Origin of the sequence: Nocardia sp. 2TAF39, from assembly GCF_052114905.1 — a bacterium.
Taxonomy (GTDB): domain Bacteria; phylum Actinomycetota; class Actinomycetes; order Mycobacteriales; family Mycobacteriaceae; genus Nocardia.
In genome coordinates this window covers 1-15,512 of the sequence record NZ_JBFRFQ010000013.1, presented here as the reverse complement: position 1 = coordinate 15,512, position 15,512 = coordinate 1, and the positions used below count along the sequence as shown (strand labels likewise).

The window sequence follows — 15,512 nt, the reverse complement described above, 5'->3', positions numbered from 1 at the left end:
GAGCCGCCGTATGCCTGAGGGCGACACGGTCTACCTGGCCGCCGGACGTCTCCGCGCCGCGTTGGCCGGAAAAGAATTGACACGCAGCGATTTCCGGGTGCCGCGGTACGCGACGGTCGACCTACGCGGACAGGTGGTCGAGAGCGTCGGCAGCTATGGCAAGCATCTGTTCATCCGGACACCGAGCTCGAGCATCCATAGCCACCTGAAGATGGAGGGCAGCTGGCGCGTCTTCCACTGCGGGCAGCGGTGGACCGCACCCCGAGTTGCCGCGCGGGTCGTGCTGAGCACCGACGAGGTGGAGGCCGTCGGGTTCTCGTTGGGCACTGTCGAGGTGGTGCGGGTGGGCGAAGAGCACCGGATCGTCGACCACCTCGGGCCGGACCTGCTCGGGTCGAATTGGGATGCGGCCGAAGCCGTCCGGCGGCTGGAGCGGTATCCGAATCAACCTGTCGGCGTCGCGCTGCTCGACCAGCGCAATCTGGCCGGCATCGGCAATATCTTCCGCAGCGAAGTCTGCTTTCTGCGCCGAGTCCACCCGGCCACCAGGATCGGCGACGTCCCTGACCTGTTCGCGCTGGTCAACGAGGCGCACCGGGTGCTGACCGAGGCCGCCGACAAACCCCCGCGCCGCCCGCTGGCCTATGGCCGCACCCACCGCCCGTGCCAGCGCTGCGGTACACCGTTGGTGGCCGACCTGCTCGGCGACACCGCCCCCGACTCCGACCGCGTCGTCCAACGAGAACGCGGCATCTACTTCTGCCCCCGCTGCCAGCCGATCCCGGTTACCTGAACCCGACGGGACGCCGCGACCGAAGGCTATTTGCCACTCCATTGCTAACGATCCAGGCCCGCGCCACGACATGCACTGTGGCAGTCCGGACCCAGCACAGGAGCAGACACATGACGACGGTATCGCAATCGAGCACGCGGCTGCTCCTCGCGATCTCCACGCGTCTTCTGGTCGCCGCCATGGCGACCCTCGCCACCGTCGCGTTCACTTACCTTCTGCTGCACCCGAATTCGTCGACCCGCGCCCCAGATTCCCCGCGCGCACCTGTGGCGACGATGTCGCCGCGTCCTTGACGCGCGACCAAACCACCCACTTGACTTACAAGTTGTTAGTTAAGCGGGGAGTGCATCATGAACGATCCACGACGGTACGTGGTCATCGGCGGCGGTCTGGCCGGGCTCGCTTCCGCGGTCTGGCTGGCGGAAGCGGGCAAGCAGGTCACCCTGCTGGAGCGCAGGGGCAGACTCGGCGGACGCACGCACGCGATGCGGGTCGAGGCTGTCGACGACCCGCCGGATAACGGCCAGCACGTGATCGCCAGTAGCTACGACCACCTGTTCCGCTACCTCACCAGCATCGGTACCCGCCGGTATCTCGCCTTCCCACACCACGCCACGTTGCGCTGGCCCGACGGCCGTAGCGTCACCATGCACACCAAGGGGCTCGGCGCGCTGCGCGCCCTGTCCGGTGCCCACCCCGACGCCGGCCCGCTGGAACGCGTACGCGCGAGCGTGGCCACACTCCGGCTCGGCTGGCAGTGCCTGCACCAGCCCGCAGACCTGCCCGACCTCACCACCGAGCAATGGTTCGACCGGGTCGGCATGCCCGCGAAAGCACGCGAGGCGCTGTGGGACTGGCTGGCGCTCGGGCTCGCGGCGGAACCCGTACAGCAGGAATCGGCGAAAGTGCTCGCGGACTTGATGGCCACCGGCATCCGCCTCGCCATCGAACACCGGCAACCCTTCACAATCGGCTACCCGACCACCGACCTGGACACCCTCTATATCGCCGGGGCGCTGAAGATGTTCGAGAAACACGGTGTGCAGGTGCGCCACCGGGCCGTGGCGCGCCGGATCAACATCACCGAAGGCAGGGTCACCGGCGTCGCCCTCGCCGGCGGAACCACGGTACCCGCCGATGCGGTGGTCTGCGCGGTACCCAACTCCAACGTCGGCGGCCTGCTCGACGACCTGCCCGAACACCCCGAGATCTACGCGGCCGCCGAGAAGCTGGGCTATACGCCGATCGTCAGCACCAACCTGTACCTCGATCGCCCGCTGGGCACCACGGCCGAGTTCGAGGCACTGATCGGCGGCACCGGGGTGATCGACGAGGTCTTCGACCGTCAGCTGATGACCGGCCGCAGCACGGCGAAAGCGTGGCTGTACTGCCTGACCACCAGCGGCGCGTACGCGCAGATCCACAAGTCCGCCGACGAGATCGTCACCGAGCAGATGGATCTGCTGCGCCGCTACTACCCCTCGGCGCGGGACGCGAAGGTGGTGCAGGCACAGGTGGTCCGCATGCCGAAAGCGACTTTCTCCCAGGTCGTCGGCACGCATGGGCTGCGGCCCGACCAGCGGACTTCGGTGCCCACCCTGGTGCTCGCGGGCGACTGGACCGCCACCGACTGGTCGGCGACGATGGAGAGCGCGGTACAGAGTGCGGCCAAGGCGGTCGAACTGCTGCTTTCGCTACCCTCGGTTCCGTGGTAGGCACCGCCGAGTCACCGAATGCTGCCCCGCCGCCGAGGCGCCGGATGTCCGCGAACGACCGGCGCGCCCAACTGCTGGACGTGGCGCGCGACATCGTGGCCACCGAAGGCTTCGGCGCGGTAAGCATCGATCGGGTGGCACGCGAGGCGCGGGTCACCCGTGCGCTGGTGTATCAGCAGTTCACCGATCTGGCCGGGTTGACGACCGCGCTGCTGGACCGCGAGTCGGCGATCGCGCTGGCCGGAATCAGCAGCGTGGACTGGAACGCCGACGTGGACCAGGTCAGCCAGGGCATCCTGGCCTACCTGCACGCCGCGCCGATCAGTTGGCGCATCATGCTCAGCCCACCCGACGGCGGGCCGCCCGATCTGCGGGACCGGCTCGCGCTCGGCCGCGCCTACGCACGGGCGATCGGCGCGCGCCACCTGTCCCGGTACACCGGGGTGAGCGTCGATCCGAACGGCGCGACCGAGCGAATCCGGTTGGCCGCCATGGAGGAGCTGGCCCGTCTGCACCTCGCCGACCCGATCCGATACCCGGACGAGCTGATGCTGCGTTATCTACGGTCGCTGGTCGACTGGGCAATGCGTATGGAAGCGCCCGGCCCGACGCACTGATCCGGCCGCTTGCCGCTGATCGCACTGTGCTGCTGGCGATCTGGATGAGGTTGCTACAGGTGGTCGAGCACGAAGCGCGGGCCGACGACCGGATCAGCCTTCCAGTGGCACGGGCTCCAGGAGCTCCGGGCGGGGTTCGGGCGCCGCGACGCGCAGGGCGTCGGCGGAGGCGTCGTCCGGCTGGGTCTGCGAACGGATCTCCGCCTCGACGCGCGCCTGATAGGTCCGGACCTCCCGGTCGATCTCGTCGGCGTCCCAGCCCAGGATCGGCGCGACCAATCCGGCCACCTGTTCGGCGCAGTTGGCGCCCCGGTGTGGGTACTCGATCGAGATCCTGGTCCGCCGGGCCAGAATGTCGTCCAGGTGCAGCGCGCCCTCGGCTTCCGCCGCGTAGACCGCCTCCACCTGCAGATACGACGGAGCGTCCGTGATCGGTTGCAGCAGTTCGGGTTTGCCATCGGCGAAGGCCATCACCTGGTCGATCAGCGAGCCGTAGCGGTCGAGCAGGTGCTTGATCCGATACGGATGCACACCGTATGCCTCGGCCAGCTGCACCGTCTGGTTGACCAGCGCGAAGTAGCCGTCCGCGCCCAGCAGCGGTACCCGCTCGGTGATCGAGGGCGAGACCCGGGCCGGAATATCCTGTGCCGCTTCGTCTACCGCGTCGTAGGCCATCACGCGGTAGGTGGTGTACTTGCCGCCCGCGATGCCGACCAGCCCGGGCGCCACCCGGGCTACGGCGTGCTCCCGCGACAGCTTGGAGGTCTCGTCGCTCTCGCCTGCCAGCAGCGGCCGCAGTCCCGCGTACACGCCGTCGATGTCGTCGGGGGTGAGCGAGGTGACCAGCACCTGGTTCACCCGGTCGAGCAGGTAGTCGACGTCGGCCTTGGTGGCCGCCGGATGCGCTAGGTCGAGGTTCCAGTGGGTGTCGGTAGTTCCGATGATCCAGTGCGTACCCCAGGGGATGACGAACAACACCGAGGTTGCGGTGCGCAGGATGATCGCGGTGTCGCTGACGATCCGGTCGCGCGGCACCACGATATGCACCCCCTTGGACGCGCGCACATGGAACCGGCCCCTCTGCTGCGAGAGAGCCTGGACCTCGTCGGTCCACACGCCGGTCGCGTTGATCACCACGTGTCCGCGCACCTCGCCGGTGCGCCCGTCTTCGGTGTCGCGCACCTTAACGCCGACTACCCGGTCGGCCTCGCGCAGGAAGCCGACCACCTGGGTGGAAGCGCGGATCACCGCGCCGTAGTGTGCGGCGGTGCGGGCCACGGTCATAGTATGGCGCGCGTCGTCGACCACCGTGTCGTAGTAGCTCACACCGCCGATCAGTGCGTCGCGCCGCAACCCCGGCGCCAGCCGCAACGCGCCGGCGCGGGTCAGATGCCGTTGCCCGGGAACGGATTTGGCACCGCCCATGGTGTCGTAGAGGACCAGCCCGGCCGCGACGTACGGACGCTCCCACGCTCGATGGGTCAGCGGATACAGGAAGCGCAGCGGCTTGACCAGGTGTGGCGCCAGGGTGGACAGCGCGAGTTCACGCTCCCGCAGCGCCTCGCGCACCAGTCCGAACTCCAGCTGTTCCAGATAACGCAGTCCGCCGTGAAACATCTTCGACGACCGACTGGAGGTGCCCGAGGCGAGGTCGCGCGCCTCGACCAGCGCGACCTGCAGGCCCCGGGTAGCCGCGTCCAACGCGATCCCGGCGCCGACCACGCCACCGCCGACCACGACCACGTCGAAATGGTCCTTGTCGAAGCGCTCCCACGCCGTTCTGCGCTGCTCCGGGCCGAGGAACTGCGAAACCGGTTTCTTGGTCATGCTCGACTCCTCCAACCGATGCGGATGTATCCGATCGAGCTGTTCAACTCCAGGCTAGGCGAATCGCCTTCGCTCGACCGGCCGTGGCCCCGTCTGTATCGCCATGCACTACTCATCGGTAACAAGACCCACCCTAACCGAGCGACCGGCCATCACGCCGCTCCGCGCAACCCCACCGTCACAAACCCCTCTTTGCGGGCGTGAACCGAGAGTCGGGCGAGCGACGTCGTGGGCCGCGACGAAGTCGCCAGCGGCGGCCGCTCGGACGCGAGCCATAAGGGGGCCGCCAACCCGCCGCGCCCGCGCGGCCGAAGACACAGCAAAAACAAGCACAGAGCTGCAAAATACAACCCATGCGTCGCTATGTGGCTGCTATCGATCAAGGCACGACCTCGAGTCGGTGCATCGTCTTCGACCGGCAGGGGCGCGTCGTCGGTGTAGCCCAGCGGGAACACGAGCAGATCTTCCCGCGACCAGGTTGGGTCGAGCATGATCCCGAAACCATATGGCGCAATACCGAATTCGTTCTCGGCGAGGTGCTGGAGCGCAGCGGGCTCACCCGCGACGACATCGCCGCGGTCGGGGTAACCAACCAGCGCGAGACAACGGTGGTGTGGGATCGCAGGACCGGCAAGCCGGTGCACAATGCCATCGTCTGGCAGGACACCCGTACCGATCGGCTGTGCACCGAGCTGGGCGGCGAGGCGGGACCGACCCGCTACCAGGACCGCACCGGCCTTCCGCTGTCCACCTACTTCGCGGGGCCGAAGCTGCGCTGGATCCTCGACAACATCGAGGGCGCGCGGGACCGCGCCGAGGCGGGCGAGCTGTGTTTCGGCACCGTCGACAGCTGGGTGCTGTGGAACCTCACCGGCGAGCACGTCACCGACGTGACCAACGCCGCGCGCACCATGCTGATGGATCTTCGTTCGCTGCAGTGGGATTCGCGGATCTGCGCGGAGTTCGGCGTGCCGGAGGCGATGCTGCCGCGGATCCGCAGTTCCTCGGAGGTGTACGCGGAGATCAATTCCGGGCCGTTGGCCGGGGTGCCTGTGGCCGGCATCCTCGGCGACCAGCAGGCCGCCACCTTCGGACAGGCATGTCTGGCGCCCGGTGAGGCCAAGAACACCTACGGCACCGGCAATTTCATGTTGCTGAACACCGGTACCACGCCGGTGTTCAGCAACCACGGCCTACTCACCACGGTGTGCTATCGCGTGGGCGACGCGGACGCCGTGTACGCGCTGGAGGGCGCCATCGCGGTCACCGGCTCGCTGGTGCAGTGGTTCCGCGACAATCTCGGCATCATCTCCGCCGCCGACGAGATCGAGCCGCTGGCTCGCAGCGTCGCCGACAACGGCGGTGCCTACATCGTCCCTGCCTTCTCCGGACTGTTCGCGCCGCGCTGGCGACCGGACGCGCGCGGCGTGATCGCCGGGCTCACCAGGTTCGTCACCAAGGCGCATCTCGCTCGGGCGGTGCTGGAATCCACTGCCTTCCAGACCCGCGAAGTGGTCGATGCGATGCGCGCCGACGCCGAGTCCGAACACCTCGGCCTGGAGCTGACCACACTGAAGGTGGACGGCGGCATGGTCGGCAACGACCTACTCATGCAGTTCCAGTCCGACATTCTCGACGCGCCCGTGGTGCGCCCCGTGGTCAACGAGACCACCGCGCTCGGCGCCGCCTACGCGGCAGGTCTGGCCGTCGGTTTCTGGCCGAGTACCGACGACATCCGTGCCAACTGGGCCGCCGACAAGACCTGGCACCCCATCATGTCGCCACAGGCCCGCGACGATCACATGGCCGCCTGGAACAAGGCCGTCGAACGCACCTACGGCTGGGTGGATTAGCGAACAATCAATACCGTCTTCGCCTCCCGGCGCAACCGCATCGACCCACTCCCGGTTCCGAGCGAAGCTGTTCAGGGGCGCTGCGCGCTCCGCCGTGGGTGGGGAAATTCGCTATTTTCGTGTCAGCGAGACCGAGCATTGCCCGTTCGCGGCCCGGCTCGCGCCCGAGCGGCCAAAGACACAGCTATTCACCTACTGCACGGGCCAAGCGGACGGTTGCCTCCTGAAGCGTCTGCGCCTCGGAAGTGGTGAAGCACAGGCGCATCGAATTGCGGTGGGCGCCGGATACCGAGAAAGCCTCGCCGGGGACGTAGGCTACGCCGAGATCGACCGCGCGGGGTAGCAAGTCCACGGTGTCGGTTCCATCGGTGAAGTCGGCCCACACGAACATGCCGCCAGCGGCTTCGGTACTCACCACGCGGTCACCGAAGTGCTCGCGCAGTCCCCCCACCAAGACACGCGCCCGCTCACCGTAGACGCGCCGGATCTTGTCCACATGCGCCATCAGCCAATCGGTGTCGGCGAGCAGATCGGCGGCGATCTGCTGAGTCAGGGCCGAACCGCACAGGTCCGCACCCTGCTTCAGCAACTCCACGCCCCTGCACACCGCACTCGGTGCGATCATCCACCCCACCCGCAGTGTCGGCGCCAGCGTCTTCGACGCACTCGACAGCCGGATCACGTTGGGCGAGTAGGACGCAACCGGCTCCGGTGATGGCCGATCGAACCACAGCTCGCCGTACGGATCGTCTTCGATCACCCAGAACCCGTACCGTTCGGCGAGTTCGGCAAGTTCACGGCGACGCCCCGGGCTCATGGTGACACCACGTGGATTGTGGAAATTGCTCACCGTGTGCACCAGCGCGGGGCGCTCCCCACGGCCGAGCAGTTCGACCAGCGCGTCGACGCGCATGCCCTCGGCGTCCAGCGGAACCGTGACAATCCGCGATCCCGCCGCCCGGAACACCTGCAGCGCACCGACGTACGCCGGGTCCTCGACCACGACCAGTGCGCCTGGATCCAGCAGTACCTCGGCAAGCAGCGACAGCGCCTGCTGCGAGCCGTGCGTGACGAACATCTCCTCGAGCGGCACCGGCCGACCGAGCCGTGCCGTCTCGCGTGCCGCCAGCACCTCGCGCAGCGGTCCCCAGCCGGCCGATTCGGTGTACTGCAGCCGTGCGCGGTCCGCGAGCGCCGACTCGGCCGCCAGCGCGATCCGGTCGCGCGGCATGAGCAGCTCGTCGGGCAGCCCACCGGCCAAGCTGATGACGTCGGCGCGGGCGGTCAGCTTCAACAGGTCACGAATCGCCGAGCTCGTCAGGCCGTGGAGGCGCCGGGCCAGCGGCGGAGTGGTCGGCGACATGAAACCTCCGAAGGACGCCACGGTACGCGATGCCTCACTGTCCCACATCGCCGACCAGAATATGAAATTCGATTCCCAATATATGAGAAAGTTTCAGCGTTCCCGGATGACGGACACCAGTTTCTTGCCATCCCGGTCGACGGTCGTGACACTCTGCTGGTACACGATCGTTGTGCCGTCGGGGCGATGCTCGGTCAGGTCGACGTTGAAGGTGCCCGGACCCAACTCGGTGATCCGCACGCAATGCGTGGTGCCCACCGGAATCTGCTCGTCGATGGCCTGCTGGAGGACGGCGGCGGTCGAAAAATCCGCATCCGGCGCAACGAACGACCTGGCCCGTTCCCCACTGCGCGCAACGTAGAACGCGTTTTGGAACCCGAGAATGGCCCCGGCCCCGCTGGCGGTGTCGCCGGGGCCGTTGCCGACGGTCACTTTGCCGTCCTTGCTGGACGGGCAGCTCAACGCCGCCGTGGTGCTGCCGACGTCGGGAGCGGCGCTGGTGTCGCCGTTGTTGCGGGAGACCACGATGATGGTCACCGTCAGCGCGATCAGCACGACCACCGCCGCAAGCGCGCCGAGCACGCGCCCCCGTGACGAGGAACCGGACCGGCGAGCGGGCGGGGGCGTCGCAGGAACGCGCAGCGCCAGCCGCATGGCGATCGGGTCCTCGGCCCAAGACAGGCCCGAATCGGACGGTGGAGGAGGTTTAGGCACGCCGCTCTCGGCGGTCGACTGGTTCCACCACGAGCCCTGCTCGCCGCCCATGGGCGGCGGGTGCGCGGCCTCCGCGGCAGGCTGCTCGGGCTCGGTAGGCGCGGGCATCCGTTCGGAGTAGACCGTGGAATCCGGCGCGCGATACTGCGGCGGCGGCGCCGGCGCCGCCTCCGGGTCACCTGCGGGACGCCAGGTGAGTTCGGGGTGGTCGGTCGGCTGCTGCGGCACCTCCCAGCGCGGTCCGGTGTCGGCGCCCATCGGCGGACCGAACTCCGAAACGGGCGGCCCGAATTCGGAAACCGGCGGTCCGAACTCCCCCAACGGCGGACCGAATTCCGACCCGGACTGGCCGGATTCGTTTTCCCTCGCATCACCCTCGGAGGTCACACCCAATCCTTTCCCCAGGACACACGAGTGGGGCGGTCGCGAACGACCGCCCCACTCGCCGAAATCAGGCTCGTGTCAGTACTGGAGTGAACCACCCCACTGGGCGGTGACGCCAGCCACCTCAACGGTCTGCGGAGCAATATCGCCCGACTGAAGCGGAAGCTTAACCTGTGCGGCAGCCTCGAGGGCAGCGGCGCCGCCCGGCTGCTCCCGGATCCAGTTCTCCACGGCGGCCTTGGCCGCGTTCAGCTGAGTGGTATCGAACACCGCGGTGGTGTTGTTGTCGGCCAAGCCCTCGCCACCGGTGTAGGTGGTCAGCTTGACCGTGTTCTTGTCGACGAACTCCACCGAGACGCCGGCCTCGCCCGCACCGGTGGGCGTGTTGTAGCCGATCGTGCCGACGTAACCCGCCTCGTTGCTGAAGTGGTGGGTGTTGGCCACGTAGCCCGGCAGCAGCGTGCCACCGTCGACGTTCGCGCCGATCTCCGCGTGCGGACCGGTCATCTCCACGACCGGCGCGGGTGGGGCGGCCTCCATACGTGGCGCCTGCCACCGCGGCTGCGCCTGCGTCGAGCTCTCCGGCTGCTTCGCCTCGGCGTTGTCGCCACCCGGGGTGTCCGGCTGGGTGCCATCCGGCTGCGCGGGCGGCTGGGTGCCCTGCTCCGGCGTGACCGCAGCCTGCGGCTCGCCCGGCTGCTGGCCGGGGACCGGCAGCGGCGCGACCCGCGGAGGAGTCACACCCGGCTGCGTCGGCCGGGACAGCCGCGGATCCTTCTGGTCCGGCATGGCATGGTCCGAGTCCGGGGTGGTGACGCCGGGCTGGCTCGGCGTCGGCGTGCTCTCCGGCTTGTCGGGATCCTGCTTCGATTCCGGCTTGTCCGGATCCGGCTTGGTGGTCTCCGGCGTGCTCGGCGTCTCGTTCACTCCCGGCTGCGCAGGAGCAGGCGTCGGCGGAGTGGTCGGCTGATCGTTGGGAGCCGCCCCCGCCGGCGCCGCTAAGAGAGTGGCCACCGCAGCCGCGGTGGCCAGTGGCAACGAGGTGCTCGCCATCGCTCGCTGCGTTCGACTCGGCTTACGATGTTTCACTTTTCGCAATCCTTCCCCGGGTGCGGACCGGATCGGCCGCACTCAGTGGTCCCTGGGTGAGACGCCTGATCGTCGAACTAAAGCCGAGTCGTTCGCCGTTCCGATTTGGAAAGGACCTATCCCCCCATACCGAACCTCGCGACCGCCCTCCGATCGCATCTCTGCCGAGGAGTGAACCACATGTGTGCACGATGGGCAACGCGGCGAATAACCAAGGGTGGCAAGAGCACCCGCGCCGAACGCCTGTGCCATGTTCACGGGGCCATATGTCCGATAACGGACACGGCACCGCACGCGTCAATCCAGGTCGTCGTGCCGCATCAGCAGGCGCGCTGCCTCGGTCACCGAACCGGTGAGCGACGGGTAGACCGAGAAGGTCTGCGCCAGGTCGTTGACCGTCAGATTGTTCTGCACCGCAAGCGCGATCGGCAGGATCAGCTCCGAGGCGATCGGCGCGACGACGACGCCGCCGATCACCACGCCGGTCGCGGGCCGACAGAAGATCTTGACGAAACCACGCCGCAGCCCGGACATCTTGGCCCGCGGGTTGGTGTTCAGCGGCAGCATCACTGTGCGCGCGGGAATCTCGCCGTTGTCGATGGCGGTTTGGCTGACACCGACGGTCGCGATCTCCGGGCGGGTGAACACCGCGGAAGCGACGGTCTTCAAGCGGATCGGGCTCACGCCCTCGCCGAGCGCGTGGTACATCGCGATGCGGCCCTGCATCGCGGCCACCGAGGCAAGCGGCAGCAGGCCGGTGCAGTCGCCCGCGGCGTAGATGCCCGGCACCGACGTGCGGGACACCCGGTCCACCCGCAGGTAGCCGCCGCGGTCGAGTTCGATGCCGACCCGCTCCAACCCGAGCCCCTCGGTGTTCGGCGTGGAGCCGACGGTCATCAGTGCGTGCGAGCCGGAGACCGTGCGGCCGTCGGACAGCTTGACCACGATACCCTCGGCGGTCCGCTCGACCGCGTCGGCACGCGCGTGCTTGACCAGCTCGACGCCGCGCTCGGCGAGCGCGTCTTCGAGGACCAGCGCCGCGTCGGCGTCCTCGCCGGGCAGCACGCGGTCCCGGCTGGAGACCAACTTCACCCGCACACCCATCTCGGTGTAGGCGGACACGAACTCGGCGCCTGTCACGCCGGAACCGACCACAACCAGGGTCTCCGGCAGATTCTCCAGGTCGTAGAGCTGACGCCAGTTGAGGATGCGCTCGCCGTCCGGCTCGGCACCGGGCAGCACGCGGGGACTCGCGCCGGTCGCGATCAACACCACCCCGGCCTCGACGGTCAGCTGGGCGCCGTCGGCCAGCTTGGCGAGCACCCGGTGCGCGGCGAGACCCGAGCCGGGATCGATCAACTCGCCGCGCCCGGACAGCACCGTCACCCCGATGGTCTGCAGTTTCGAGCGGATATCGGAGGACTGCGCAAGCGCAAGCGCCTTCACGCGCGCGTTCACCTCGGACAGCTGCACCCGCGCCTGGTTCGGGTCGAGGGTGATGCCGAGATCGCGGGCGCGGCGCAGGTCGGTGCGCACGCCGGTCGAGGCGATGAACGTCTTGGAGGGGACACAGTCCCACAGCACACACGCGCCACCGATGCCATCGGCATCGATCAGCGTCACCGACGCGCCGTGCTGGGCCGCCACCAACGCCGCCTCGTAGCCGGCTGGTCCACCACCGATGATCGCGATGCGGGTCATTGATACCTCCGCTCGAGCTTCGCGCCGGGATCTCCGGCACGTAGTAGACGTTATCCGGCAACCGCCTCGCCCCTCAGATCGCGTTACCGGTGCGCAACAGTTCCGCGGCGCGCGCCGTAGGTGCGGCAATCAAACGCAGTCTCCGACGGTTATTGGCTACCCTTTGCAGGTGCCGATCTACGCCGCTTATGGGTCCAACATGGACTCAACGCAGATGCTCGAGCGCTGTCCGCACTCCCCCATGTCCGGGACGGGCTGGTTGGAGGGCTGGCGGCTCACCTTCGCGGGTGACGACATCGGTTGGGAAGGGCCTCTCGCGACGGTTGTCGAGGAGCCGGGTTCCCGGGTGTTCGTCGTGCTCTACGACGTGTCCCCGGAGGACGAGCAGCGGCTGGACCGCTGGGAAGGCTCGGACTTCGGTATCCACAAGAAGATCCGCCTGCGCGTCACCCGCAACGCGGACGGTGGCGGCGAACCCACGCTGGCCTGGCTGTGGTGTGGCCGCCCCGAAGGGTCGGCCACACCGCTGTGAAAAAGAACTCAGCGCGCGTTCAGCACGAGTTTGGTCAGCACCCGGACGCCGACCGCAAGCGCCCGCTCATCGATGTCGAAGGTCGGCTGGTGCAGATCCAACTGCTCGCCCTGCCCGGACCAGACGCCGAGGCGCGCCATCGCACCCGGCACCTCCTCGAGGTACCAGGAGAAATCCTCGCCGCCGCCGGACTGCATGGTGTCGGCCAGCGCGTCGGGGCCGAGCCCGCGGATCACGTCCTCGAACATCCGGGTGGAGTGCTCGTCGTTGACCACCGGCGGCACACCGCGCCGGTAGTTCAGCTGGTAGCGCACGCCCGTCGGTGCGAGCAGGCCGTCGACGATCTCGCGCACCATCGGCTCCAGCAGCGACCAGGTCGCGTGGTCGCCGGTGCGGACGGTGCCGGTGAGCATGCCCGTCTGCGGAATCGCGTTCGGCGCTTTGCCCGCGCTGACCGCGCCCCACACCATCACCGTGCTGGTACGCGGGTCGATGCGGCGGCTGAGCAGACCAGGCAGGCCGGTGATCACCGTGCCGATCGCGTAGACCAGGTCGCTGGTCAGATGCGGGCGCGAGGTGTGGCCGCCGGGCGAGTCCAGCACCAGCTCGACGGTGTCGGCGGCCGAAGTGATCGCGCCGACGCGAATGCCGACCCGGCCCACCTCGAGGCGCGGGTCGCAGTGCAGCGCGAAGATCCGCTCGACGCCCGCCAGCGCGCCTGTGGCCACGACGTCGATCGCACCTCCTGGCATGACCTCCTCCGCTGGTTGGAAGATCAACCGCACTCCGACCGGCAGCTCGACCTCCGCGAGCGCCAGTGCGGCGCCGAGCAGAATCGTGGTGTGCGCGTCGTGGCCGCACGCGTGCGAGACGCCCGGCACGGTGGAAGCGAAGGCGAGTCCGGTGAACTCCTGCAGCGGGAGCGCGTCCATGTCGGCACGCAGGCCGATGCGCGGTCCCTCCGGCCCCATGTCACAGATGAGTCCGGTGCCGCCGGGAAGTACCTGCGGCGCGAGGCCGGCCTTGGTCAGCCAGGTCGAGACGAACTCGGTGGTGGCGAACTCGGTGCGGGAAAGCTCCGGGTTGGCGTGGATGTGCCTGCGCCATTGGACGAGGTCGACCGTGTGCTCGGCCAACCACGACTCGACCGCTTCCTGCCCGGTTCCCACGGTGTCCGACGATGCCGGGCTCCCGGAACCCTCCGTGGCTACGCACGGGCCCGTCGCCCGCGCCGCCGAACGGCCGGTAGTGCTCACCGAATGTCCTCCTGTCGTTGAACGAGCCGTTGCAACAACCTGTCCCTATGTATGTCATCGCGGGCGACGGCGATTGCGGTACGCGCGAGCGCGAGCGCGCCATCGAGAACCGCCTGATCCGCCGACGCGTTGATGCTCGCCGCGGCGAAGCCCGGCTGATGTGTCACCGCACCACCGGCATCGATGCCGATAACCGGGTGTATGCCCGGAATGACGTTGGTGACGTTGCCCATGTCCGTGCTGCCCAGCGGCCGTTGCGCCTCGAGTTCCGGTGCGATCGGCACACGCCCCAATCCGGCGATCTGCTCACGATAGGCGAACAGTAACTCCGGATCCGGGGTGAGCTCGGTGTACGTCGGCGCGAGCGTCCGGATCTCGTGGGTGCAGCCGGTCGCGAGGGCACCCGCCTCGAAACAAGCCGACGCTCGTCGCATCAGATCGTCGAGGGATGCGGAGTCGACTGCGCGTAGGTAATACAGCAGTTCCGCACGTCCGGGCACGATGTTGGGAGCTACGCCACCGTCGCCGACTATACCGTGCAGTTGCTGGCCGGGCAGGAGATGTTGCCGCAGCAATCCTAGAGCAACCTGTGCGACGGTGGCCGCGTCGCCCGCGTTGCGGCCCAGCTCCGGGGCCGCGCTGGCGTGCGCCTCGCGCCCGTGGAAAACCACCGACACGTCGGCAAGGGCCAGCGAGCGGGCACCGACGATGTCGAGCGGACCGGGGTGCACCATCATCGCCATCGCGACGTCGTCGAACACCCCGCGCTCCAGCATGAGCACCTTGCCGCCGCCGCTCTCCTCGGCGGGCGTGCCGAACACCAGCACGGTGATACCGAGCGCGTCCGCGACCTCGGCGAGGCCGAGCGCGGCGCCGACCGCGGCGGCGGCGATGATGTTGTGGCCGCAGGCATGCCCGATCTCGGGGAGCGCGTCGTACTCCGCGCAGATACCGACCGTCATGGGCCCGCTGCCGTAGCGTGCACGGAACGCGGTGGGCAGTTCGGCGACGCCGGTCTCGATCTCGAAGCCGCGTTCGGCCAGCGGAGCGATGGCCTTGGCGACGCTGCGAGTCTCCTCGAACGCCAGCTCCGGTTCGGCGTGGATCGCATGCGAGAGCGCAATCAGCTCGGCGGACATCGCTGTGATGGCTGCATCGGAGCGGCCGACCACGTCGTCGACACCAGTGCGCGCAGCGTGATCGTCGCGATGCGATTCATGGTCTCCGCTGCGCGGTGGTGGCATGAAACACAGTCTCGCATTGCGGCTGTGTCTATTTGCCAGCGCCTGCGGCGCTGGGTGTTCGCGGCCCCCTGTGGCTCGCGTCCGAGCGACCGCTGCTGGCGACTTCGTCGCAAACGCAACGGCCACTCGGACGCGAGCCGGGCCACGAACAGCGAATGCTCGATCTCGCTACGCTCGAAACCAGGAGTGCCGCCGATGCGGTCACGTCAGCCGGCGAACTCAGCATTGATTCGCCCACCCTCTGCACCGCGCATTCGCCACCCCCGGCGCAGCCTATACACCGTGGGAGCCGCCACCGGCGACTTCGTCACAAACACCACCACCCGAACACGAACCGGGCCACGAACAGCGAATGCTCGATCTCGCTACGCTCGAAACCAGGAGTGCCGCCGATGCGGTCACGTCAGCCGGCGAACTCAGCATT

Annotated in this window: 12 protein-coding genes and 1 pseudogene; 6 read left to right on the top strand and 7 right to left on the bottom strand. The window is 68.4% G+C overall.

Annotated elements, in window-relative coordinates:
* The first annotated feature begins 10 nt into the window (after positions 1-10).
* From AB4Z47_RS10235 to AB4Z47_RS10220, 4 genes are all read left to right on the top strand, one after another.
* Entirely contained in the window at positions 11-793 is a 783-nt protein-coding gene (locus AB4Z47_RS10235) for a DNA-formamidopyrimidine glycosylase family protein (RefSeq protein ID WP_441949804.1), read from the top strand.
* A gap of 110 nt (positions 794-903) precedes the next feature.
* Positions 904-1,086 (top strand): hypothetical protein, encoded by a 183-nt coding sequence (locus AB4Z47_RS10230; RefSeq protein WP_441949802.1) that lies wholly within the window; start codon positions 904-906, stop codon positions 1,084-1,086.
* 57 nt (positions 1,087-1,143) lie between these two features.
* The gene (gene hpnE / locus AB4Z47_RS10225) at positions 1,144-2,508 is read left to right on the top strand and encodes a hydroxysqualene dehydroxylase HpnE (RefSeq protein WP_441949801.1); all 1,365 of its coding nucleotides are present in this window, start codon (positions 1,144-1,146) and stop codon (positions 2,506-2,508) included.
* A gap of 44 nt (positions 2,509-2,552) precedes the next feature.
* Positions 2,553-3,125 (top strand): TetR/AcrR family transcriptional regulator, encoded by a 573-nt coding sequence (locus AB4Z47_RS10220; protein ID WP_441949799.1) that lies wholly within the window; start codon positions 2,553-2,555, stop codon positions 3,123-3,125.
* A 93-nt stretch (positions 3,126-3,218) separates the two neighbouring features.
* Here the strand turns inward: AB4Z47_RS10220 and AB4Z47_RS10215 are convergent, their stop codons facing one another.
* Positions 3,219-4,952, bottom strand: coding sequence for a glycerol-3-phosphate dehydrogenase/oxidase (locus tag AB4Z47_RS10215; RefSeq protein WP_441949798.1), 1,734 nt, complete (start codon positions 4,950-4,952; stop codon positions 3,219-3,221).
* Between the two features lie 353 nt (positions 4,953-5,305).
* On the opposite strand from AB4Z47_RS10215, the gene glpK reads away from it, so the two are divergent.
* Positions 5,306-6,805: a glycerol kinase GlpK gene (gene glpK, locus AB4Z47_RS10210; protein WP_441949796.1), complete on the top strand. Its 1,500-nt coding sequence runs from the start codon at positions 5,306-5,308 to the stop codon at positions 6,803-6,805.
* Positions 6,806-6,989: 184 nt separating this feature from the next.
* On the opposite strand, the gene AB4Z47_RS10205 is transcribed toward glpK, so the two are convergent.
* From AB4Z47_RS10205 to AB4Z47_RS10190, 4 genes are all read right to left on the bottom strand, one after another.
* On the bottom strand, positions 6,990-8,168 hold the full coding sequence (locus tag AB4Z47_RS10205) for an aminotransferase-like domain-containing protein (RefSeq protein WP_441949794.1): 1,179 nt from the start codon (positions 8,166-8,168) through the stop codon (positions 6,990-6,992).
* 93 nt (positions 8,169-8,261) lie between these two features.
* Positions 8,262-9,269 carry a hypothetical protein gene (locus AB4Z47_RS10200; RefSeq protein WP_441949792.1) on the bottom strand — a complete coding sequence of 336 codons (1,008 nt, stop codon included), beginning with the start codon at positions 9,267-9,269 and terminating at the stop codon, positions 8,262-8,264.
* 75 nt (positions 9,270-9,344) lie between these two features.
* Entirely contained in the window at positions 9,345-10,319 is a 975-nt protein-coding gene (locus AB4Z47_RS10195) for a hypothetical protein (RefSeq protein WP_441949790.1), read from the bottom strand.
* A gap of 333 nt (positions 10,320-10,652) precedes the next feature.
* Positions 10,653-12,056: an NAD(P)H-quinone dehydrogenase gene (locus AB4Z47_RS10190; protein WP_441949789.1), complete on the bottom strand. Its 1,404-nt coding sequence runs from the start codon at positions 12,054-12,056 to the stop codon at positions 10,653-10,655.
* A gap of 169 nt (positions 12,057-12,225) precedes the next feature.
* On the opposite strand from AB4Z47_RS10190, the pseudogene AB4Z47_RS10185 reads away from it, so the two are divergent.
* Positions 12,226-12,552, top strand: a pseudogene (locus AB4Z47_RS10185) (gamma-glutamylcyclotransferase family protein); the annotation flags it as partial.
* Between the two features lie 44 nt (positions 12,553-12,596).
* Here AB4Z47_RS10185 and AB4Z47_RS10180 read toward each other — a convergent pair.
* Complete coding sequence (locus tag AB4Z47_RS10180; protein WP_441949787.1) at positions 12,597-13,757, bottom strand: M20 family metallopeptidase; 1,161 nt, start codon at positions 13,755-13,757, stop codon at positions 12,597-12,599.
* Between the two features lie 83 nt (positions 13,758-13,840).
* A complete protein-coding gene (locus AB4Z47_RS10175; RefSeq protein ID WP_441949971.1) occupies positions 13,841-14,983 on the bottom strand; it encodes a M20 family metallopeptidase in 1,143 nt (380 codons plus the stop codon).
* Between the last annotated feature and the right edge of the window lie 529 nt (positions 14,984-15,512).

What these genes read in the sequence shown, in the direction of transcription:
- AB4Z47_RS10235 (WP_441949804.1), top strand. Translation starts at nt 11, where the DNA reads ATGCCTGAGGGCGACACGGTCTACCTGGCCGCCGGACGTCTCCGCGCC.
- AB4Z47_RS10230 (WP_441949802.1), top strand. Translation starts at nt 904, where the DNA reads ATGACGACGGTATCGCAATCGAGCACGCGGCTGCTCCTCGCGATCTCC.
- hpnE (WP_441949801.1), top strand. Translation starts at nt 1,144, where the DNA reads ATGAACGATCCACGACGGTACGTGGTCATCGGCGGCGGTCTGGCCGGG.
- AB4Z47_RS10220 (WP_441949799.1), top strand. Translation starts at nt 2,553, where the DNA reads ATGTCCGCGAACGACCGGCGCGCCCAACTGCTGGACGTGGCGCGCGAC.
- AB4Z47_RS10215 (WP_441949798.1), bottom strand. Translation starts at nt 4,952, where the DNA reads ATGACCAAGAAACCGGTTTCGCAGTTCCTCGGCCCGGAGCAGCGCAGA.
- glpK (WP_441949796.1), top strand. Translation starts at nt 5,306, where the DNA reads ATGCGTCGCTATGTGGCTGCTATCGATCAAGGCACGACCTCGAGTCGG.
- AB4Z47_RS10205 (WP_441949794.1), bottom strand. Translation starts at nt 8,168, where the DNA reads ATGTCGCCGACCACTCCGCCGCTGGCCCGGCGCCTCCACGGCCTGACG.
- AB4Z47_RS10195 (WP_441949790.1), bottom strand. Translation starts at nt 10,319, where the DNA reads ATGGCGAGCACCTCGTTGCCACTGGCCACCGCGGCTGCGGTGGCCACT.
- AB4Z47_RS10190 (WP_441949789.1), bottom strand. Translation starts at nt 12,056, where the DNA reads ATGACCCGCATCGCGATCATCGGTGGTGGACCAGCCGGCTACGAGGCG.
- AB4Z47_RS10175 (WP_441949971.1), bottom strand. Translation starts at nt 14,983, where the DNA reads ATGTCCGCCGAGCTGATTGCGCTCTCGCATGCGATCCACGCCGAACCG.